The following is a 21,953-nucleotide window of genomic DNA, read 5'->3' as shown; positions in this document are numbered from 1 at the left end:
TTAATAATTTTGCCATTTAATAATCTATTATTGCCTTTTTAAATAAGCCAATTGATAGAGTTCTTTAATATCAAGAATTAATGCTACACTCCCATCGCCCATAATTGTGGCAGACGTGATCCCTTTAATCGGTTTGAAATTTGTTTCTATATTTTTTACCACTACCTGCTGCTGACCTAATAAACTATCAACAAATAAAGCGTATTTTTTACCTGCATATTGAACTATGACGACAATGCCTTCATTTATCGTTTTTTTCCCTTGCGAAATATCCAGCACTTGATAGAGTTCAATCAGCGGAATATATTCATCCCAAACTAACAGTAATTTTTCATTGTTACCTAAAATAAAAATTTGTTCGGCTTTGGGTTGTAAAACACTGACGACTGCGTTAAGCGGCAAAATAAAAATTTCATCACTCACCTGAACAGACATGGCCTCTAAAATAGCCAAGGTTAATGGCAAAAAAATACGGGTGGTAGTCCCTTTTTCTGCCTGAAAAGTTAATGTAATTTGGCCACCCATTTCGTGAATATTCTGTTTTACAATATCCATGCCGACGCCCCGACCGGAAACGTCGGTCACGCTTTCCGCCGTACTGAACCCCGGGGCAAAAATTAGCATCGCAATATCTTGATCGCTCATTTGATCGGATATTTCTAAACCAATACTTTGGGCTTTTTGTAAAATTTTTTCTCTATTTAATCCATTGCCATCATCACTAACGGTAATACAGATATTGCCACCTTGATGCTCAGCAGAAATCATTAATTGACCCTCTTCTGCTTTTCCCCTTTGCCGTCTAACTTCGGGTAATTCAATCCCATGATCAAGGCTATTACGTATCAAATGGGTAAGTGGATCAATAATCTTTTCAATTAACCCTTTGTCTAATTCAGTCGTTTTGCCTTTAAGGGTTAATGAAACTTTTTTATTAAGTTTTATTGCTAAATCGTGGACCAAGCGTGGAAATCGGTTAAAGACATAATCCATAGGCATCATACGAATTGACATCACTGAAAGCTGTAAATCACGCGAATTCCTAGCTAATTGATTAAGACAATCATGTAATGGATTATGACGATCATCTAATTGCTGGCTATGTTGCATCAACATAGATTGGGTAATAATCAATTCACCAACTAAATTAATAAGTTGATCAACTTTCTCTACCGCGACGCGAATGGTTGATGCCTCTGAGGGGGTAAAAGATCGATTTGACTCTATAGCAGCGATAGTTTTCGCGGCTGTTTTATCTACTGTAGTTAGTTGCTTATTTTCATCGATTAACTGACTATGCTGACTATCTTGTTCTGCAATTGAATTTGCTATGGAAAAATGGATCTGTTGCTCATCAAGTAGAAAACACAGTACAGCTGTAATATCCTGTTGAGACTCAGTGGTCTGTAGTAAAGCGGTTAATGTAGTTTGCTCAATTTGATGCTCAATCACCGTACCTAAGATATTTAATTCATCGAGGAGTAATGTTACTTCATGTGGCTTAAGATCAACTAATTTGATACTAAAATAAGTTTCCGCGGCCGTTTTAGCTGTGACCGCCTCTACTACAGGTTTATCACTGGTTGGTATCACCGTATAAAACAGTGCTTCAACTTGACTAGATAAATATTCATCAGGTAATTGTTCATTGCGATAAGCATTAAGCTGCGCTAATAAAATATCTTTAGCATTTAATAATGCCTGAAGAATGTCGGCCGTTAACAATATCGTTTGGCTTCGTAGCCCATCTAACACATTTTCCAATATATGAGTGGTTTTTTGTAATTGACTAAAGCCAAATGTCGCAGCACCACCTTTAACAGAATGTGCACAACGAAAAATAGCATTAAGCGCCTCCCTATCAGGAGTATCAATATTAAGATGGAGCAATTTTTGCTCCATCTCATCTAATAGTTCTTCTGTCTCATCGAAAAATACTTGATAAAACGCACCTAGCTCCATGGCTATTTATCCTTTGGTTGAGCCAATATCACTTCGCTATGGTCGGTAGGTAATACTGCTGTTGGTGCTAAAGAAGGTGTTAACGAACTCTCTACCTGTTCGCTATTTTGTTCGCCAATCTCTTTTGTCGGCTGAGGCCGCTGATTTTCGTGAATAATCGCGGCTTCACTCTCTTTGTTTAACACCAAAATACTAATTCGTCGATTAGCTGCAGCTGCAGGATTATTTTCTAATGGCACCGTTGAAGCCATACCAACAACACGCATGATTTTATGTTCATCCAGACCACCACTAATTAATGTCCGGCGCGAAGAGTTTGCCCGATCTGCCGACAATTCCCAGTTGCTGTAACCATAGCCGCCTTTGGCATAAGCTGTACTATCGGTATGACCAGCCAGACTAATTTTATTGGGATAATCATTTAATACCGGTGCCAACACATGCAGGATTTTTTGCATATTTTTATCAATTACCGCACTGCCGCTAGCAAACATAGGCCGATTTTCGCCATCAATTATTTGTATCTGCAATCCTTCATCCATTAAATCAATTAACAAATTAGGTTTTAGATCCTGTAAGCGAGGATCATTCATAATTAATAATTCAAGATCCTGTTGTAATTTTTTAAAGCGATCTTGTTCAGTCTCTGGCAGTTGGTTGGGCTCTTTAGGTAACGTATCACCCTCACGATAGGTAATGTCTTTTCCGCCACCCGGTATAATATTTGTCGCATCACCACTCTTAGGGCCATTATTTAATGAAACCTTAAGCGGTGTACGAAAATAATCAGCAATACGAATTAACTCTTGCGGGCTGGAAATAGATAAAATCCACATAACTAAAAAGAAAGCCATCATGGCTGTCATAAAATCCGCATAAGCAATTTTCCAGGAGCCTCCGTGGTAATGATTGGATTTCTTACGCCGTTTTTTCTTGATAATGATGGTCGATTTTGCTGTTTTCATAATCAATCATCTTCAACATCAGCGGAATTAGTATTCGTCGGATTTTTCATGCTACGCACATGATCCTCTAATTCACTAAAAGAGGGTCTATCATCTAAAAATAGCGTTTTACGGCCAAATTCTACTGCAATTTGTGGTGCGTAACCGCTAATGGATGAGAGTAAAGTGACTTTAATACATTCCATCATCTTAATTTGTTGATGGCTCTTTTGTCGTACCAAATTAGCTAACGGTGAAATAAAACCATATGAAAGCAGGATACCCAAGAAAGTTCCTACCATCGCATTACCAATTAATATTCCCATCTCGCCAGCGGGCCTATCGGCGGAAGCAAGTGCATGCACTACACCCATCACCGCAGCAACAATACCAAAAGCCGGCAATGAGTCACCTAACATACTTAAGCTAACCGCAGGGACTTCAGCCTCTTGCTCAAAAGTAGCAATTTCTTCATCCATCAATGCTTCAATTTCATGAGCATTCATATTGCCAGTAATCATCAATTGCATATAATCAGTTAAAAAACTCATTAAATGCGGATCACTTAATAACTTTGGATATTGAGAAAAAATGTCACTCTGTTCGGGATCTTCAATATCGCGCTCTAACGACAATACCCCTGCTTGACGCGACTTTGTTAACAAGCGAAATTGTAGCGCCATGAGATCCATATAAATTGATTTATTATAGCGGGAGCTTGTAAGTAACCTTGGCAACACCCTTAATGTTGATTTAATCGCTTTACCATTATTAGCGACAATAAAACCGCCCAAACCAGCACCAAATATAATTAAAAACTCTGCCGGTTGATATAGAGCAGATAAGTGCCCCCCGACAAGTAAATAACCACCTAATACTGCTCCAATAACCACAAGATAGCCTAAGAATACAAGCACTTGATATTCCCTTTATTGATGATGATAAACTAGAGATCTGTATTCAAAGCTAACATACCGACCGATAAGAGCTATGGTAAACCTAAACCATAACTCTCTATTTTATTTGTACAGTGGGTATGCTACTGAATTTGCCCCAATACTTGAGGATGAATATCGGCAAATTGACAAGAATGTTTACGTTTTTTAATCGCCCTTGAAGGTGGCTGGCATAAACTACAGGCAAAACTGTTCACCGGTTGATGAGCATGGGTAATAAAAGTTCCACCACAGCAGCGACAAGTTGATGATTGCAACATGCCACTATCAACAAACCGAACTAACGTCCAGGCCCTTGTCAAAGCAAGTATGGGCGGGTTACTTGGCTCGGTGCCGCATTGTTCCAGATACAAACGATAAGCCTGTACGACGGCATTTATTCCTCTATAATGACCACTAGTTAATAAAAAGCGATAAGCATTATAAAACATAGAAGAGTGAATATTTTGTTCCCAAGTCATAAACCAGTCGGTTGAGAATGGCAACATACCCTTAGGTGGTGGATTGCCCCGTAATTCCTTATATAATTTAATTAATCTCTCTCGGCTTAGTTGAGTTTCACTTTCCAACATTTGAAGACGTGCACCTAAATTAATTAAATCTATAGCTAAATGAATATCTTTTGCTTCTTGAACAATACTTTTACTCGCCATAATTATGCCCTTCTTTTTATCGATTTATCATTTTCCGATAATTGTTGGAACAAATGAGTTGATAACAAAATTCCAGTATGAATTTGTTGGAGATCATCAACTCGAGACTCTTTAGTTAATTGTTCAATCGTTTCGCTATTATTAAATCTAAAATTACAGATTAATTGGTTAGTCTCTGCTAATTTAACTAACTTTGGTAATGTCAAACTGATCAATGAATCTGCTGTTTCTTCGGTAATACCTAATCGAAACATAGCGGAAGCTTTTTCTTCCTTGATAAGACGTTGTGCAAGTAATAAATAAGAAAGATTAATATCGTAAATTTGCTTCAATAAATCTGCTGTGTTCATATTTTTATACTCACTTATTTTATTTAATTAAATTCGCTGGTGTTAGGCTATAAAAGTACTTACCATTAATGACATTAATGGATAAAATCTCTTTTATTGTGGCACTAAAAATTGCTCTATAAATTTATTTCAAAACCAAAGTCTTATAGTCATAACCTACTTCGATATTTTCAATTTGAATAAAAATTCACACTCAATAACCAGAATAACTTGCATGTTTATAGCTGATTCTTACGATTATTAAGTTGTGCTTAGGCTATTTAAATTTAAAGTTATGTTATATCAAAAATAGTCGGCTTTTATTATTAAACACATTATTAATTTTTTATTTACTCAGAAAAATAGAATAATAACCAAGGTTATTTTATTAATTTAGCCAATTAATAAATATTAAAATAACTATTAATTAGCAATATTTCAAAATTAAAAATCAATATATGTTACATATTCAGCAAATAAAACCATTAAAAAGATTAAAAACCAAATAATCTATACACAAACAACCAAAAAACAACATTTATTATTGTAAATTATTTTTTTAAAATTTAGTTTACATCAAAGGCAATTAAAAATTATTTTATCTATACATATAAGCCATTCATAACAAAAATATAAAAATATTTATATTATTCAATATGTTATAAAATTAAAAATTCTAATTCAACAAATTTTTAGACAAAAAAATCCCATTATCGATCTTTCATATAAAAAATCACTTATTTTACGATAAAAAAATAGCTTATTTTTTTATTAAAAATATCTAATAAAATAAAAAACATATCTTTATATAGATATTCTTATTTATAAATTAGAATGTATAATATAAATAATAAAATGCACATTTTAAAAATTTAAAATATAATATTAAAATAATAATTTTTTTAGTAAACAATTCCCTACTAGATTGGGTTATAAATTATTTATTAAAATAATCATCAAGTTACTCAGTTTTAAAAATCCTTTAACTATAACAAGGATACTCTATACAGAAATAATCGTTCGCTAAGAGTTATGAAGATTTTAATTTATATTTATTCACATTTTGGCATCACATAAGTCCCCGCGCCTGCCGTGCTCTCATTAAAAAACCAAATACCTGTAGGATATTCAGGTAACTCAATTAAATACATTATTCCCTCATTAAAAGGCTCTATTAAGCGAATAATACCTTCCCGCATCAGCTCACCATCAGTTTTTACTAAAACGCTATCATTGATCTTCATAAGCTATACCAAAAAAATTTTTACTATAAAAAATAAAGAAGCCTGCCGCTTGCACGACAGGCTTCAAGAAATCCATTTATTTAACTAATCTTAAAGAGCAGTTACATTCGCTGCAGCTGGGCCTTTCGAACCATCTTCAATGGTAAATTCTACATTTTGCCCTTCAGCCAGGGTTTTGAATCCATTTCCTTGAATGGCAGAGAAGTGAACGAATACATCTTTGCTACCATCAGAAGGAGTGATGAAACCAAAGCCTTTAGATTCGTTAAACCACTTCACTTGACCCTTCATTTTGTCAGACATGTGCCTTTTCCTATATAACAAATAAACATTGCCGTTTTCGGCAGGTATACAAAAGCCTACATCACTATTTAATTCATGGAAGCACTCAGCAAGAAACGGTCGAAAGGCTATCAAGGATAACGCTACTCATAACACATTAACTTAAATGTCGTAAATAAAATAGATCTGTTTATTAGGCTTCCTCCCATTAACGCACGAGTAGTTAATAATATCAATAGTTTTATGCTTTTGTTTAAGAAAAAAATTGAATTTTTTCAAGAATATTCTTCGTTAACCCAGCAAATTAATAAAAAAATCAAAATGATCTAAATAAATTCATAAATATAAATTTTTTTTCTGTTTGGGACGATTCCTAATCAATAAAGATTTTGCTTAAATAGAGAGAAAAACGGCGATGTCGATAACTCAAGCAATTTTATATGCTAGTCTCAAAACTTATATTCATCTATAAATCTAATCAATTAAGGTAAATATCATGGATATGATAAAAGTAATTCTGAGTGAAAATCTCTGCCAAATAAATAAACAGCAAAACCGTAATAATAAACCTTATTTAAATTGGCAGTTCATTACTACCCATCCCTACCTTTGTATAGGAATGGTCATTGCTTACTTGCTGGCAGCGATTCTAATCTATTATACACCCTACTTTGGTTTATACTGGACAATCGGTTTCACACTATTTTTCCTGCTGTTGGCCGCTGCATTGCTGTTTGATATCAAACCAACATACCGCTTTAAGGATATTGGAATACTGGATTTACGCGTCTGTTATAATGGTGAATGGTTTGTTACTGAAAAAGTATCAGATGCAGCTATTAACAAAATACTTACTGAACCAACTATCAATGATGCCATCAAAACTGAGCTAAAGCATCTTATCAAACAAAAAAGCAAAATAACATTTTATGATATATATCTACTTGCCTATTCGCCTAATTCATTAAAAAACCACTCATAATTCACCTATAAATCATATAATATCAGATAAATAGCTCATTTTTAATTCAATGTGATTACAGTACAAACAAACAGTAAAAATATTATATTTTTAACATTGACAGTGGTCGAGGACATCGTTAGTATGCAGCCAGCTTTTTAGCTCGCTCAATTCCTCCATAGTTCAGTTGGTAGAACGGCGGACTGTTAATCCGTATGTCACTGGTTCGAGCCCAGTTGGAGGAGCCAAATACTAAAAGCCCGCAATTATGCGGGCTTTTGTTTTTAGTTTAATATGCCCATCAATTATGTATTGCAGCCATAACAAAATTTGCTTTTTTGTCTAATTCTTTTAACCAATACAAAATGCGCCTCTCGTTTTGGTCACTTTTAGAACTTTTATAATATAGGATTTGAATTTTTAAATTAATAATCCTCTTTCTTGATTACCTTATAACCAAACAGTGAATATTTTCATTTTTACACTTTACAACTAAGATAAGCCCCGCTATTATTCCGCTCGTTGTGAAGCACACGACCAATTCCTCCATAGTTCAGTTGGTAGAACGGCGGACTGTTAATCCGTATGTCACTGGTTCGAGCCCAGTTGGAGGAGCCAAATTTTAGTAAACCTGTCTAATTGGCAGGTTTTTTGCTTTCAGTGGCAAATTAAATATATTAAAAATCCAACCTCTATGCTTACTATTCAAGCGACATCTCGCTAGCCAGCACATTGCTATATGCAAAGATTTAAATAACTCTTTTTGGTCTTTGACAAATTGACTTTCTGCCGATAACATCCACTGCACATCTTATGTTATTCCTCCATAGTTCAGTTGGTAGAACGGCGGACTGTTAATCCGTATGTCACTGGTTCGAGCCCAGTTGGAGGAGCCAAACCCTCTTAACTTATACTTCTGTCATCACTTTTATAACTTATTCACTTGATGCCAGATTAATCTGCTTTTTAGTATAGCTATTTTGTTTTTTTCACTTTATCATCCCTATCTGACATGCTCACAACTCATCTTTTTCATTATCTACCTTTAAGATGGAGTCAATTTCATGACCCAAATCACGACAACTATTAAAATTCGCCGCCCAGACGACTGGCATGTTCATTTTAGAGATGATGATATATTAAAACTTGTAGTGCCTTATACTAGCCGATTTTTTGGCCGAGCAATTGTTATGCCAAACTTGGTACCGCCAATTACTGAAATTAATCAAGCAAAATCTTATCGAGAAAGGATTCTGAATGCGACTCCTGTAGAACATCCATTTACACCATTAATGACCTGCTACCTAACGGATACCACTGACGCAAAAAAAGTTGAAGAAGGCTTTAAGCAAGAAGTATTTACAGCCTGTAAACTTTATCCAGCCAACGCAACAACTAACTCTAAATACGGGATATCAAAGATAGAAAATATCTATTCCGTTTTTGCCATAATGGAAAAAATAGGTATGCCACTATTAGTTCACGGCGAAGTCACAAGCAGTGACATTGATATTTTTGATCGTGAAGCCTATTTTATTGATCAAACGTTAGAGCCTATTAGAAAAAATTTTCCTGGTCTAAAAATTGTGTTTGAACACATTACCACTAAAGAGGCCGTTCAATATGTGCTTACTGGTAATGACAACCTGGCTGCTACCATCACACCACAACATTTAATGTTTAATAGAAATCATATGTTAGTTGGTGGCATCAAACCTCATTTATATTGTTTACCTGTTCTAAAGCGCGACATCCATCAAAAAGCATTACGTGAGGCAATAACAACGAATTGTCAACGCTTTTTCCTTGGAACAGATAGTGCCCCCCATATCCAAAATAGAAAAGAGTCTGCTTGTGGCTGCGCTGGTGTTTTTAATGCGCCTACTGCCCTTGCAGCTTATGCTAGTGTTTTTGATGAAATGAATGCACTGGAAAACTTTGAAGCATTTTGTTCATTAAACGGCGCCAAATTTTATGGCTTACCCGTTAATGAAGGCTTTATTGAGCTTAAACGTAAAAAAAATATTATTGCTGACAAAATTTCCCAAGGTGAAAATCATTTAATTCCTTTTTTAGCAAATGAAGACGCTAATTGGGAAATCAATGTTCTATAATTATCTACTATAAAGTTATCATGGCTGTGGTCTATTATTAACCAATCAACCACGGCCATCTTTGATCCTATGATTTGTATGTAAAAAACCATTATTTCATTTAAAATAACGCTGTTATCTAGGTTTATTTTGCTAATAATATATTATTTATGATTAATATGACATCATGCATTGGTTAATCTTTTAGCCAAAATTTTTATAAAAAATAAACAATAAAACCAATAAAAATCCAGAAAGACAATGAATATACTTTCTGAAAATTATTATTAATAAAACTAAATTATATAAATAAACCAAATCAATTAATAAAGAATATTAAGCTAATATGGGTATTCAATTAAATACTTACTATGATATTTTAATTATATAACAGTAAGATATTTACAATTTTTTATCGCTATTTTTATTGCACTTATGGTGAGTAACCCATAAGAAATTTATTGTTTATCTATTATTTAGACAAGGATGTTTTGTAATGAAAGTTTTAATTATTGACGAGTGTTATTATACCAGATTAGGTATCAGTGAATATTTATCAAAAATCAATAAACTTCAGTTTATTAGTCAAGATAGTATTAAATCTGCCATAAATCATATTAATAATTTTTCTCCTGATGTTGTTTTAGCCAATCTAACTCATTATTGTCATCATGCAGAATACTGTAATCAACTACAAACATTTATTGAAAAACTACATAATGTACGCTTCTATATTTATCTTGATTCTCCTTACCCCTTCACAAATCGGCCTATATTGCTAAAAAACCAATGTTTTATTATGTCAAAAAAAATATTAAACTACGTATTAGAGCGATTAATAGAAACTAATAGCATATTAAAAAATATTACTTATTTATCAAATGACAATGCATCAATTTTTAGTTATCAAGAACAAAAAATTATCAAAAATTGGATGAATGCAGTACCTAATCATGTTATTGCCAGAAAACTTGGGATTAGTAATAGTACAGTTTATTCTCATAAAAGACACATTACTGAAAAAATTTTTGTTAATAATCGAATTGAACTTTTTTTTGTTTATAATATTTTTAAATATATTTATTCAAATGATTAAAATATTTCTTATTTACAAAAAGAATGTAACTTAGTTATATTATAAATAATATAATTAATTTTATTCGCAATTTATATCAATCTTCTTGCTTTGCATTTATTTAAAATGAGTACGACCAATCATTCTCGTGCTCACTACCCTTTTATTTCATTTACACCTGATATGCCTGATAAAATACCTCGATATATGATCTTCAATAAATGATCACCAACTGTTGACAAGCAAGACCATATAAAATAGCAATACTTCATCTTCCTCAGAAAAATGTATGACAAACCACGCTGGAGCAAATCAAGGATAAGTATTGAAGGGTGATTAAATATCCAGTTAAAGTTTTAGCTTTGCTAAAAAAAGTGTCACAATAGATAATATTGATATTAATACTGACTAAACATAACGCAGATGATAAAAGAATCCCCTTTTAAAATTTCATATTTACATCCCCAATACTGGTTAACATGGCTAGGAATTGGTCTGCTTTATTTACTAGTTCTACTACCTTATCCTGTTATCTATTGGCTAGGAACTCGCCTTGGAAGGTTATCAAAATATTTTCTAAAAAAACGCCTACAGATTGCAAAACGTAATTTGGAGCTCTGCTTTCCTGCAATGAACAAAAAGCAACGCCAGCAAATAATCAATAAAAATTTTGAATCAGTAGGTATGGGATTATTTGAAACGGGTATGGCGTGGTTCTGGTCTGATAGACGAGTACAACGCTGGTTTACGATTAAGGGGCAGCATAATATTGAAAAAATTCAGCTGACAGGGCAAGGAATTATCGTAATAGGAATTCATTTTCTAACTCTCGAATTAGGCGCGCGTATCTTTGGTATCTTAAATCCTGGTATTGGTGTTTATCGACCTAACGACAATCCGGTAATGGATTGGTTGCAAACTTGGGGACGATTGCGCTCTAATAAATTTATGCTTGATCGCAAAGATATAAAAGGCATGATACGCAATCTCAAACAAGGAGAAATTTTATGGTATGCGCCAGATCACGATTATGGCCCAAGAAAAAGTGTTTTTGTGCCTTTTTTTGCTGTCAAACATACCGCTACCACCATAGGCACCCATATTCTGGCAAAGCTTGCCGATCCTGCCATGATACCTTATACTCCCAGACGATTAGCAAACGCTAAAGGTTATGAATTAGTCATTCAACCAGCAATAACCCATTTTCCACAGCAAAATGAAATTTCTACCGCAACTTTTATGAATAAACTAATTGAAAAAGAGATTATGCAAGCACCTGAGCAATATATGTGGTTACATCGTCGATTTAAAACTAGACCCGCAGGCAAGCCATCTCTTTATGGCGATCTGGATAACATACACGATTAACAACTACTAGTGGCTGTATTGTCAAACCAGTCACTAGACTTATCGAGACAATCTTTTTCACTAATCAGCTATTATTATTTCACTATCGATTAAATGCTAAAACATCAACTAAACAGGTGATGAAATGATAGTTTTCTTAATTTTTTTACCTCAAATTACATTTATTAGCCACAATACGATAACAATTAGAAAATAAGTTTTTATCTTATTGTTTTACATAGTTTTTATATTTAAAAATAATTTAATTTATAAAATTATACTAACTACATCCTTTGTTTTTAGTCGATCTAAGGTAGGAAAATAATATTTTTGTCGACTTTTGTATAAAAAAATGGTTTAAATAAAAGTAATCATAATTTTCTAATAATATGATAAAAAAATAATATTGCACGATATTAGATTAGCAACGATATTTGAACTGAAAAAGATAATATTTATAACCGAAAACTATTTTTTAACTTTTAAAATTTCACTGGTAGAGTTATTGATGGGGAATATTTAGATGCAACGCACTGTAACAAAAACTAAAACTTTCTTTGGTCATCCCTATCCACTGAGTTCTCTCTTCTTAACTGAGATGTGGGAGCGTTTTTCATTTTACGGCGTGCGGCCACTACTGATCCTATTTATGAGCGCAACCTTATTACAAGGAGGAATGGGATTAACAATTGAGCAAGCATCAGCTATTGTCGGTATTTTTGCCGGTGGTGTTTATATCACTTCACTCCCTGGCGGCTGGTTAGCTGATAACTGGCTTGGGCAACGTAAAGCGGTTTGGTATGGATCACTGATTATTGCATTAGGCCATCTATCCATCGCGTTTTCTGCAATCTGGGGTAATAGTCTATTTTTTATCGGATTATTATTCATTGTACTTGGAACCGGTTTATTTAAAACCTGTATTACTGTTATGGTTGGCACTTTGTATAGAAAAGATGATACGCGGCGTGACGGCGGATTTTCACTGTTCTATATGGGAATTAACATGGGCTCATTTATCGCACCGTTAATTATTGGACCACTATATGAAAAATACGGCTGGCATATCGGCTTCGGGCTTGGTGGAATTGGTATGCTGATTGCACTCCTTATCTTCCGATTTTATGCCGTTCCACAAATGCGTCGCTACAGTAAAGAAACAGGCATTGCTGCTAGTTGGGAGCAACCAACTGTTAAGCGTAAAAACGTCGGTAAATGGATTACATTAGTAATGGTATTATTGGCTGCTATCGTGATACTTATTGCGACAGATATCGTGCCATTTAATGCTACCATTGTGGCCAAAAGTTTTGCTTATATCATTGCCACCTTTGTTAGCCTCTATTTTATTTATATGTTTTTCCTAACGGGTTTAAATCAAAATGAACGGATGCGTTTGTTAGTCTGCCTTATCTTACTTATTTCAGCGACATTTTTCTGGTCAGCCTTTGAGCAAAAACCGACCTCATTTAACATTTTTGCTCGTGATTATACTGATCGCTATCTTACTAATGGCTTTGAAATTCCAACCATATGGTTTCAAGCAATTAATGCGCTGTTCATCATCATTCTTGCTCCGCTATTCAGTTGGCTATGGCCAACAATGGCTAAGCGCAATATAAATCCGACAAGTACTACAAAATTTGTTATTGGCATCTTATTTGCTGCCGCTGGGTTTGCCATTATGATGGTAGCCGCAAATATAGTTATTACGCATAATATCAGTGTTTCTCCCGTTTGGTTGATCAGTAGTATGTTACTATTAACTTTAGGTGAATTATGCTTAAGTCCCATTGGGCTAGCAACGATGACACTATTGGCACCTAAAAAAATGCGCGGACAAGTGATGGGTCTTTGGTTTTGTGCCAGTGCGTTAGGTAATCTTGTAGCAGGAATTATGGCCGGAAATATCAATAAAGAACAATTACAGTCTATGCCAGCCCTCTTTTCCCAGGTTGCTATTGCATTAATGATTTGCGCTGCGGTATTGGCAATCTTAATTATTCCAATCAAGAAAATGCTCCAGAACGCCAATCAACCAACAAGTTAACTCAAATAATTATTTTTTCCCCTTAGTAAAAATTAAGGGGATCTATTAGTAAAATATTGTTACAAAAAGTCACTTTTTCACTACAGTGCTATGAATATCAAACAAGAAGCAAAATTTAACCTATTTTCACCATCAAAATAATAAACTAATCATTTGATAGCTATCAACACCAAGTTATATTACAGTATAAATAACCCTCAAGCGGCTTATCTAACATGACAAAACAGCTATCATCTTTTTTTGGTAAATCGTATTTATTGATGCTCACGCTATTTATAAGTTTAAAAGGCAATCACGATGACAATTGAATATGCAGTGATAAGTGGTGGATGTTTTTGGTGTACCGAAGCAATATTTAAAGAAGTAATTGGCGTAAAATCGGTTGAAAGCGGTTATACCGGTGGGACGGTAGAACACCCTACTTATGAACAGGTTTGTTCCGGTAAAACAGGGCATGCAGAAGCTATACGCATCACTTTTGATCCACAACAAGTAAGCTATGATGAATTGCTAGCTATCCATTTCGCTACCCATGACCCAACACAGTTAAACCGACAAGGCAATGATATTGGTAGCCAATATCGTTCCGCTATTTTTTTCTCCTCTGAGCAACAAAGGCAGGCTGCCGAAATAGCGGTAAACGATGCTCAAAAAAACCATACTAAACCAATAGTAACGACACTGGAGCTATTTAAAAAATGGTATCCAGCAGAAAAATATCATCAAAATTACTGGCAGAATGAAGGTCAACAGAACAGTTATTGTTTAGCCATAATCCCAGCCAAATTACAAAAACTACGCTCTCTGTTTGCCAAGCAGAGTCGATAACCATCATAAACAAACAGTCAACTTTTTTACAAAAGAAATAATTAATTTAGCGTAAGAGACTTTGCTGCTATTTTTTAGCAGCATTGACTCACTTTTTATAAACACTTATACATCTATTCGCTATTTATTAGATAAGAAAAATCACTAACATTAGCTAATTATTATCTTTTAAAAAAACCATTTATGGTCTGCTATCTTAGTTTTAACCCCTTAAGCGATCATGTAGTTTTTTTAAATCACCTCTAGTTTTAACCTCCTTTTTTATAACATAATAGTTAATCTCATTATTCTTCATTTTATCAATTAGATTATCTAAATTTTTATCAACAATTTTCGTTTTAGGAGAATCACTGACCTCTTTTAAAAGTCTACTTATCGACATTCTTACTACATCCCTGCCATTATCTGTATTATTACGCCCATTATGCGCCAAGTCATAATCACCTGGTTCATAGTTACTAGCGGCACTATTTTTTGCCCCAATAAACTTATCAGGTAATACTGAAGTATGGCTAATATCACTCGCTGTTGTATTTATAGAACTGTCACTTAATAATCGTGTATAACCATGTTTAGAGCCAATACCGGAAATTATTCATATACGTCACCTGATAGAAATTAATTATTAATAAATATAATGAAAGTGGGAAATTTATTCTACTTCGTATTAAGCTAAAACAAAAATTCGCTTAATAAACATTTAGCCTTTATAAACCAGCTTCCTCTTTTAACAGCACCGAAGCTTTTAGCTAAAGTAAAAATAAAGGCTCTGCCGCATTAAAATAGATATCAAATAAAAGCAATAGCTGCTTACAATACTTTAATATCAGTTGCTTGAAACAAATTGAAGCAATTTTAATGGTACAGAACCAAACAAAAATTATTTTTTAAATAATATTTTATTGACGAATAGTAAATTTACAATTCTCTGGCGCGGTTTTTTCACATACTTTATAAATAAGTGCAAAAGGCCCAGTTTCTTCTTTCCATAAATTACCTACAGTTTGGATAGTAAACTCTTTTTCATTCTTTGGAATGAAACGCATATCAAGGGTTTTATCAACACCAACGCGATAAGTACAATACTGAAATTTTATAGGCGCCGACTGACTTTCCGTAATTGCAAGCCCACCCTCAAAAGATTGTACCGTAGTTTTTTCTGCAATAATGCCTTGCAGCACGCCAAGCCATTCTCCATTTACCCCATTTGCGCGGAAAACACCATTACTACTTTCAATTTTATTTAATGCCGGACAATTTTCAGTGGCCTGAGATGTTAGAGAAAAGCCAATCAATGATGCTGCTATTGTGAGAGTTACTAATTTTTTCATGTCAAACGCTCCTTATTTATACATTTGTACAAACTACTATTTATATATTTACGTAGATCATGATTTGTATATTTATATAAATTATTATTTATATACTTATACAAGGCATTATTTGTATAACAAAAAATACATTAACACAAGATTATGCTAAGTAAGATATGGCCTAATTAATTTACATTTATAACTGTTTTATAAAATATTCTATGGCATTAAAATAATTTAATGTTATTAAATTATTTATAACCCCTATTTTGTTAATAAAATAGTTATCTGTATTATTTTTCATTTTTTTTAACGTATAGATTATCGCGTCAAATAATATTATTTTTTTATGCTAATCACTTATTAATTCTTTAAGTTGAATAAATCCAACAACAAATACTGTCGGGAGTAGCAGCAAAAGTTGAGTACTCAATTATTCATTGTTGGAGATGATACTTAATACCAAAACTAGTCAGTAAAAAATAAAAAATCGAGGGATTTCTGGTTAAATACCTATTAAGCTAACAATAAGGTAATATTATCTTTAAGTTATAACAAATACTAATAATCAAATAAGAGACTTTATAATTAGCTAAAAAAAAATAAAAATTCGCATTTTATAAAAAATAACGAGCAAAATATTCACTTTCTTGATGAACATTAATAAAGGCAGCGTTAATCCCGCTGCCTCTAATCTTACCTAATCAACAAAAACTTTATCTTTTAATGCTTGCTGCATGCTCTTTTCAAAGTCATCCCAATGACAAAAACCATTCCCATCAATCGGGCAATTTTTTAGCGATAAAGTTACCTGTTTTAGTGGGTTATTCAATGTCAATGCCGTACCATTGCGCAATTGATTCACTGAAGGATAAATATATTCAACTTTTAAGTAATCTTTATTAGTTTTTTTATTATGCCAACGTTGAAATACTAATTTTCCACCAATTGGGGTTTTTTCATATTGTTCAGGTAATTGATAAGGTGCGAAATCCAGAGCAGACATTACTGACGCGATATTTGAATCATGACCAAACATGATAAGCAATTTTGAACCTTCAATTTTGCGTCGTTGAACAAAATGCAAATTAATATATTTCAATAGAGGTTTAGCTATGTTACTAGCAACTATTTTAGTTGTAAATGCAACTGCATGATAGCCATTTTTAATTTTATTAAGTGTCTTCCATTGCTCTGGTGTACTAATTGTTCCCCAAGCAACGTCGTTGGTAGCAAACCCTTCGTAATACTGAAGATCAAATACATCTACAACATTGGTCGCTAATCCTAATGGACCAAACACAAGGGGCTCTTTACCTGCACTAATAATCATCGTATTTGGATAGCTAACCAGATCACACAATTTATCTTTTTTACATAGCGTTGAATTCTTAAAATCCAATATCATTGACACTTGTTTATAAGCTTCAGCTAAATCCAAATGTGCTAATTTTTCTGTCATAGCGCTTTTGGCTTGCCGCTTAAACTCTTCACTATTATCAGTGATAACTGAAGCAAAAATAGGATCGAATTCTCCTTCACTCATGTCTGAACGATAAAATGTTTTAACCAAGCAATCAGGAAAAGCGCCTGTAATAAAAGATTGAGCACTAGCAATAGTGCGTTGTTGATTGTTCGCATAAACATAGACATTTTTTGAATCTGGACATTTGTCTTGACGCAATAGCCCCTTTCTATCAAACCAAGATCTAAAGTAACTTCCTATATTAATCTCAAATTGGCGACCTTTAGTCGTAAGATTTCCATTGTTAGTATGCCAAATAGGCCAAGCTTTATTCGTTGCACGGGTTAATATATTTTCATATATGATTGGTGCTCTTACATTATGCCTACTTAAAATTAATACCTGAGTCAATTCATAATCTTGAGATTTTTCTAAAGAATAACTTACTGATGGCATTAAAATAAAAATAAAGCATAACGTTAATATTTTTTTCATCTTTTAACGTTCCTTTAAAGTTCATTATAATTTATTTTATTAATAAGATTTTATTTAAACGGAGTCAATTAAAAAAATTTCATTTATGGTAAAACTCAGATTTCTATTATTTTGAGGAATATTTGTTAACTACCACATTAATCACACGAAATGAGAGAGTATTTGGCAATATATTTCCTAATAATTAATTTTTCTTATGTTATCAATAAGAAATTGATTAGCGCGAGTAATATTTATTTAGTATTCGATAACTCTTTACATACCTTTAGCAAACATATATTGCAACAATAATAAGAATAATGTACTGATTTAAAAAATATGTTAGTGAAAAAATCCAAAACGTTTATCTAATTATTATGGTTTAATTATAAAAATTTATATTGCAAAAATAAAATCTCCTATAATAGCTATTGTTATATAAAATAAGAATTTGCTATTATTAAATTAATAAAATTTAACTTTTTTATAATTACAAAAAAAAAGCCAGCATCGCCAAAATGACTGGCTTTAAACACACAAGGAAAAATAATATTTTTTAATAAAAATTACCCATCTACTCTCATAACTGAGAGTAAAAATATTAGTATTTTATATAATATTTATTTTAATCAGCTTATAAGCATATAATTCATTATCAAGAGATAAAATTTGGATATTTACAAATAAGCAATCAAAAACATTACAAATAAACACATTAAAACAATAAAATATTTATATCTAACATAAATGAAAATTAATTAGAAAATCCAAATAAAAACTATGTTTTATTGAGCTTAATAGCTAATATTCTGTATGAATAGATATCCTTCTCAAACCAACAATTCTTACTATAAAATGATTTAATAAAATTCTCACCTAGCCATTCTATCAAGTAATTCGTGACTTTAATTATCTTTTATACCTATACTCTTATTATTATTAAATTTTTACTAAAAACGCTCATATTACTCAAATCTAAAATATAATAAAACTAATATAATAGTAATAATCCCTAAAGTGTTGGCGCCAATCATGACATAAAAAATAATAATTACTCAAACTAAAGCGACTTTTTATTGTTTAAACGCGCTTTGGTAAAAATTATTTTACTAAAATATCTGCCTATAAATTTTCTAATTATAGTAAAAATAAAAATACCGATAAGCAGAGAAATCATAGCTCAGAAAAGCTGACGATTAACACTACTAACAATGTTGATACAATATTTGCCTAAACGTGTTAGCAGTACATTTTTCATTGTCCTCAAGTTCAGTAAAATTTAATACATCAAGCCATAGATATAAAAAGAAAATATAACTCTTAGTTAATGTAATCATTATAAATTAAACCAAAACAAAATTTATAGAATAAATCATACCTAAAATAGACACATAAAAAAAATTGATATAAACGATCAATACTTGCATATATGATAGACTTAAACTATTGTAATGCAATTATCGATCGTTTATATCAATAATTTACGTAGTATTTATATTTAATTAAAAATTTCTATGGTAAAATTTCCCGTTTTTAATATTAATTCTTCTATTTTACAACTTGATAAGCATAAAAATATCACAACTTACTTTAAAAGAGTAAGTGATTTTTAAACAATAAAATGCCAAAACAAATAAGTAAATTTTGAGTTTAAAATATCGTTTCTAGCGTGATAGTAAAAAGTCATTTTTAATTTATAAAAAATACACCCACGAGTCACTTTTGCCGATATTTAATTACTAAATAATTTTTTTGTGTACTGCTGACACACTTTGCTTCGTTGTCCTTTCCCATTAAAATATCTATTAACATAGCATTTTCTATCCTTTATGTCGCAAAATACCCCGTTATCAAATGTAAATGCCGTTTTATCAAATGAACCTTGAGACAATAAGCGATTAGCTTGTTTTTTACCTAAATATTTTTCTGTTAAACTGACTGACACTCCTGCAATACTTTCAACACATATGTATCTATCACATAGTACATTAGGTTCTGGTGAAATAAGTAATTTGGATGAGATAGCCAAAGTAAAAGCTGAATAGAAAAATAAAACGACGCTTAATAACAATAATATAAATTTATTCATAAAAATATTCATCATTTAACCTTTATCTAAAAAATAAAAAAGTATTCAATACAAAACTGATAAAGCGATACATAAATCTCTATTCTACATTTGCCGAGTAAAAATAGACATTTTAAGCAACATAAATAATTATTTAACATCAATGTAATAAAACATTGTAACAATTAACCTATTGAGTTAAGGTAATTAAATTATGTGTTAAGTATAAAATACTCTATAATGATAAAATCATCGATTTAACTATATTGCATAGCTATTGGATTAAATATTTTAACAACTTTATATAGATTATCAATTAATTACATGATAGTCATAATAAAATTATTATTCATTATAATACTTGTCTTAGTTTAACGCTATATGCATCAGTTGCGCACCAAAATAGTATTAATATCATCTCATCGCAATCTTATACCTTTGATATTTTTATAATCATAAATAAATAATTATAAAATATAGAAAATGATGCTATAAAATCTAAATCATGAAAAATAAGAGGAAAAATTACTATAAAAAAATACTACAATTAGTTAAAGTAAGCATAGTTAACACATTCTGATTAAATACTTCAATATAACAAAGTTATAACATTAGATACAGAACGGTTTTGTTACAGACTACTAACTTATGGCGCTAAATCTTTTAGCTAAAATAATAAAGAAATTAGAATATTATGTTATTTTTTGTGTTGATTGAATAGCAAGTCAATTAACAAGCGGGCTAACTATCAGGGTATACTATGAATACATCCATTATCTATACCGAATCTTCGATGAACTTTGGTGGCCAAGAAGCTCAGGCTTTACTACAAATGAAAGGATTAATTCATCGAGGCTTTAACGTAACTTTAGCTTGCCATATCGACAGTCAAATTGCACATGAAGCAAAAAAAAATAACATTCCAATCTATCATGTTGCATTTATTAATAGTGCTCACCCTGCCTCAATCATACGCCTACGCAAACTACTACGCCAACAACAAGCAATTTTAGCCATTTGCCACAGTGGACATGATGCGAATAACCTTGCCATCGCTGTAAAAACACTAGCTAAGAAACAACGACCATGTGTACTGAGACAAAAAACCTATCTGTCAGGTAAAATAAAAGCCTTCAGTATGAATTACTTATTTGATTATATCATTGTTCCCAGCGAACCAATGCGAGAAACCTTATTGCAAAGTGGTTGTATGCCACAAAAGGTGAAGGTTGTTCATCCCGGTTTTGATTTTTCTAAAATGGTTGCCGAAAAACATACCCCTATCGCTGATAATATTTTAACTTGGATAAACAAGGGAACAGCCCCAATCATAATTCAAGTCGGTATGTTAAGAGAAGAGAAAGGACATGATATCGTTTTAGCGGCACTCGCCCAATTAAAATGCCAGGGTCGTTCATTTCGTTATTTAATTATTGGCGATGGCGCCTGTAAGGCTAAATTAAAGAAAAAAATTATTGACTATGATTTAGTACCTGAAACATTTCTCGCCGGTATTGTTTTTCCTTCTTCCTCAATATATTCATATGCATCTTTAACTGTGATTCCTTCTACTAAGGAAGCATTTGGTATGGTAGCGGTTGAATCACTTTTCTTTGCTGTGCCCGTGTTTGCTAGTAATGTGGGTGGGCTGCCTGATATTATCCAAGATAAAAGTAATGGACTATTATTGCCACCATCTGATATCAACAATTGGATAGCAGCTATTGATGATTTTCTACAGCAACCGAAAAAATATCAAGAAATGGCCCAACGCGGACAACTTCAAGTAACCAAGAAATTTTCAATCGAGTCATGCTTATTCCGTTTATTACAAATTGGCAAAGTGTCTAATATTAATTTACAGGATAAAACTAATCAGGAACGATCAAATAATTAGCTCAAATCATGT

At 32.4% G+C, this 21,953-nt stretch carries 18 protein-coding genes and 3 tRNA genes; 10 read left to right on the top strand and 11 right to left on the bottom strand.

All coding sequences use genetic code 11. The annotated features are described in order from the left end of the window. Positions 1-27: 27 nt before the first annotated feature. From cheA to cspE, 7 genes are all read right to left on the bottom strand, one after another. Positions 28-1,962, bottom strand: coding sequence for a chemotaxis protein CheA (cheA, locus tag QE177_RS05615; RefSeq protein WP_280551850.1), 1,935 nt, complete (start codon positions 1,960-1,962; stop codon positions 28-30). 2 nt (positions 1,963-1,964) lie between these two features. After that, complete coding sequence (gene motB, locus QE177_RS05610; protein WP_280551848.1) at positions 1,965-2,927, bottom strand: flagellar motor protein MotB; 963 nt, start codon at positions 2,925-2,927, stop codon at positions 1,965-1,967. Positions 2,928-2,929: 2 nt separating this feature from the next. Continuing rightward, positions 2,930-3,823 (bottom strand): flagellar motor stator protein MotA, encoded by an 894-nt coding sequence (gene motA, locus QE177_RS05605; RefSeq protein ID WP_280551846.1) that lies wholly within the window; start codon positions 3,821-3,823, stop codon positions 2,930-2,932. 122 nt (positions 3,824-3,945) lie between these two features. Next, positions 3,946-4,515, bottom strand: coding sequence for a flagellar transcriptional regulator FlhC (gene flhC, locus QE177_RS05600; RefSeq protein ID WP_280551844.1), 570 nt, complete (start codon positions 4,513-4,515; stop codon positions 3,946-3,948). A gap of 2 nt (positions 4,516-4,517) precedes the next feature. Then, on the bottom strand, positions 4,518-4,865 hold the full coding sequence (flhD, locus tag QE177_RS05595) for a flagellar transcriptional regulator FlhD (RefSeq protein WP_280551842.1): 348 nt from the start codon (positions 4,863-4,865) through the stop codon (positions 4,518-4,520). A 1,031-nt stretch (positions 4,866-5,896) separates the two neighbouring features. After that, on the bottom strand, positions 5,897-6,088 hold the full coding sequence (gene dsrB / locus QE177_RS05590) for a protein DsrB (RefSeq protein WP_280551840.1): 192 nt from the start codon (positions 6,086-6,088) through the stop codon (positions 5,897-5,899). Between the two features lie 90 nt (positions 6,089-6,178). Continuing rightward, positions 6,179-6,391 (bottom strand): transcription antiterminator/RNA stability regulator CspE, encoded by a 213-nt coding sequence (cspE, locus tag QE177_RS05585; protein WP_026823671.1) that lies wholly within the window; start codon positions 6,389-6,391, stop codon positions 6,179-6,181. 475 nt (positions 6,392-6,866) lie between these two features. Here cspE and QE177_RS05580 point away from each other — a divergent pair, with 475 nt between their 5' ends. The 9 genes from QE177_RS05580 to msrA all read left to right on the top strand — a co-directional run bounded on the left by QE177_RS05580 (position 6,867) and on the right by msrA (position 14,724). After that, positions 6,867-7,352, top strand: a complete 486-nt coding sequence (locus tag QE177_RS05580) for a YlaC family protein (protein ID WP_280551835.1) — start codon at positions 6,867-6,869, stop codon at positions 7,350-7,352. A 151-nt stretch (positions 7,353-7,503) separates the two neighbouring features. After that, positions 7,504-7,579 (top strand) — tRNA-Asn (locus tag QE177_RS05575). Positions 7,580-7,873: 294 nt separating this feature from the next. After that, positions 7,874-7,949, top strand: a tRNA-Asn gene (locus QE177_RS05570). Positions 7,950-8,151: 202 nt separating this feature from the next. Next, a tRNA-Asn gene (locus QE177_RS05565) sits at positions 8,152-8,227 on the top strand. Between the two features lie 168 nt (positions 8,228-8,395). Beyond that, positions 8,396-9,445: a dihydroorotase gene (gene pyrC / locus QE177_RS05560; protein ID WP_280551834.1), complete on the top strand. Its 1,050-nt coding sequence runs from the start codon at positions 8,396-8,398 to the stop codon at positions 9,443-9,445. A gap of 475 nt (positions 9,446-9,920) precedes the next feature. Continuing rightward, positions 9,921-10,520, top strand: coding sequence for a LuxR C-terminal-related transcriptional regulator (locus QE177_RS05555; RefSeq protein ID WP_026823668.1), 600 nt, complete (start codon positions 9,921-9,923; stop codon positions 10,518-10,520). Positions 10,521-10,922: 402 nt separating this feature from the next. Then, on the top strand, positions 10,923-11,867 hold the full coding sequence (locus QE177_RS05550) for a Kdo(2)-lipid IV(A) acyltransferase (RefSeq protein ID WP_280551831.1): 945 nt from the start codon (positions 10,923-10,925) through the stop codon (positions 11,865-11,867). A gap of 502 nt (positions 11,868-12,369) precedes the next feature. Next, positions 12,370-13,896 carry a peptide MFS transporter gene (locus QE177_RS05545; RefSeq protein ID WP_280551829.1) on the top strand — a complete coding sequence of 509 codons (1,527 nt, stop codon included), beginning with the start codon at positions 12,370-12,372 and terminating at the stop codon, positions 13,894-13,896. 297 nt (positions 13,897-14,193) lie between these two features. Then, positions 14,194-14,724 carry a peptide-methionine (S)-S-oxide reductase MsrA gene (gene msrA / locus QE177_RS05540; RefSeq protein ID WP_280551827.1) on the top strand — a complete coding sequence of 177 codons (531 nt, stop codon included), beginning with the start codon at positions 14,194-14,196 and terminating at the stop codon, positions 14,722-14,724. Between the two features lie 202 nt (positions 14,725-14,926). Here the strand turns inward: msrA and QE177_RS05535 are convergent, their stop codons facing one another. The 4 genes from QE177_RS05535 to QE177_RS05520 all read right to left on the bottom strand — a co-directional run bounded on the left by QE177_RS05535 (position 14,927) and on the right by QE177_RS05520 (position 20,065). Beyond that, a complete protein-coding gene (locus tag QE177_RS05535; protein ID WP_280551825.1) occupies positions 14,927-15,157 on the bottom strand; it encodes a hypothetical protein in 231 nt (76 codons plus the stop codon). 466 nt (positions 15,158-15,623) lie between these two features. Beyond that, the gene (locus QE177_RS05530) at positions 15,624-16,055 is read right to left on the bottom strand and encodes a DUF3757 domain-containing protein (RefSeq protein ID WP_280551824.1); all 432 of its coding nucleotides are present in this window, start codon (positions 16,053-16,055) and stop codon (positions 15,624-15,626) included. Positions 16,056-16,737: 682 nt separating this feature from the next. Next, positions 16,738-17,997, bottom strand: coding sequence for a bifunctional glucose-1-phosphatase/inositol phosphatase (gene agp, locus QE177_RS05525; protein ID WP_280551822.1), 1,260 nt, complete (start codon positions 17,995-17,997; stop codon positions 16,738-16,740). A gap of 1,711 nt (positions 17,998-19,708) precedes the next feature. After that, a complete protein-coding gene (locus QE177_RS05520; protein ID WP_280551820.1) occupies positions 19,709-20,065 on the bottom strand; it encodes a YcgJ family protein in 357 nt (118 codons plus the stop codon). Between the two features lie 739 nt (positions 20,066-20,804). Between QE177_RS05520 and QE177_RS05515 the strand changes: the two genes are divergently transcribed. Then, positions 20,805-21,941 carry a glycosyltransferase family 4 protein gene (locus tag QE177_RS05515; RefSeq protein ID WP_280551818.1) on the top strand — a complete coding sequence of 379 codons (1,137 nt, stop codon included), beginning with the start codon at positions 20,805-20,807 and terminating at the stop codon, positions 21,939-21,941. Positions 21,942-21,953: the final 12 nt, after the last annotated feature.

Origin of the sequence: Arsenophonus sp. aPb, from assembly GCF_029873475.1 — a bacterium.
GTDB lineage: Bacteria > Pseudomonadota > Gammaproteobacteria > Enterobacterales > Enterobacteriaceae > Arsenophonus.
Note: the sequence above shows the minus strand (reverse complement) of the source record. Positions and strands in the feature narration are given on the sequence as shown.